This window comes from Roseovarius sp. A-2 (assembly GCF_002072155.1).
Lineage (GTDB): Bacteria > Pseudomonadota > Alphaproteobacteria > Rhodobacterales > Rhodobacteraceae > Roseovarius.
In genome coordinates this window covers 1-446 of record NZ_BDIY01000112.1, presented here as the reverse complement: position 1 = coordinate 446, position 446 = coordinate 1, and the positions used below count along the sequence as shown (strand labels likewise).

Genomic DNA, 446 nt, shown 5'->3' with positions numbered 1-446 from the left:
GGGGCAACCAAAGGCCACATGAGCCCCTTCGGCAATTGGCCAATAAGCGTCGCGGGATGGAGCAGTCCGGTAGCTCGTCAGGCTCATAACCTGAAGGTCGTAGGTTCAAATCCTACTCCCGCAACCAACACCAAATCGTCAATGTAATCAATGGCTTGAGTTTTGCCGCTCAGGCCTTTTTTGCATTTGGAGCCCAAGCTGAGCGCCAAGAGCGCGGCCAGTGCGCCTTCTAGGTGGATAGTGAGTTTGCCATCGGGCTCTGTCGGCACGAGCGCGATCCGGTCAACCTGAAGTGGTCCCAGAAAACTGGACAGTCGGCTAAGGTGTATCCCAAACCTTTGAAGGGATACGAGAATGGCGAAGCGCCGGAACTTTACAGACCAGTTTAAGGCCAAGGTGGCGTTGGAAGCGCTACGTGGTGACAAGACCGTGCAGGAGATCGCGGC

General features: G+C 55.8%; 1 tRNA gene. It reads left to right on the top strand.

The annotated features are described in order from the left end of the window. Positions 1-50 precede the first annotated feature (50 nt). Positions 51-127 (top strand) — tRNA-Met (locus BHD06_RS22835). The last annotated feature ends 319 nt before the right edge of the window (positions 128-446 follow it).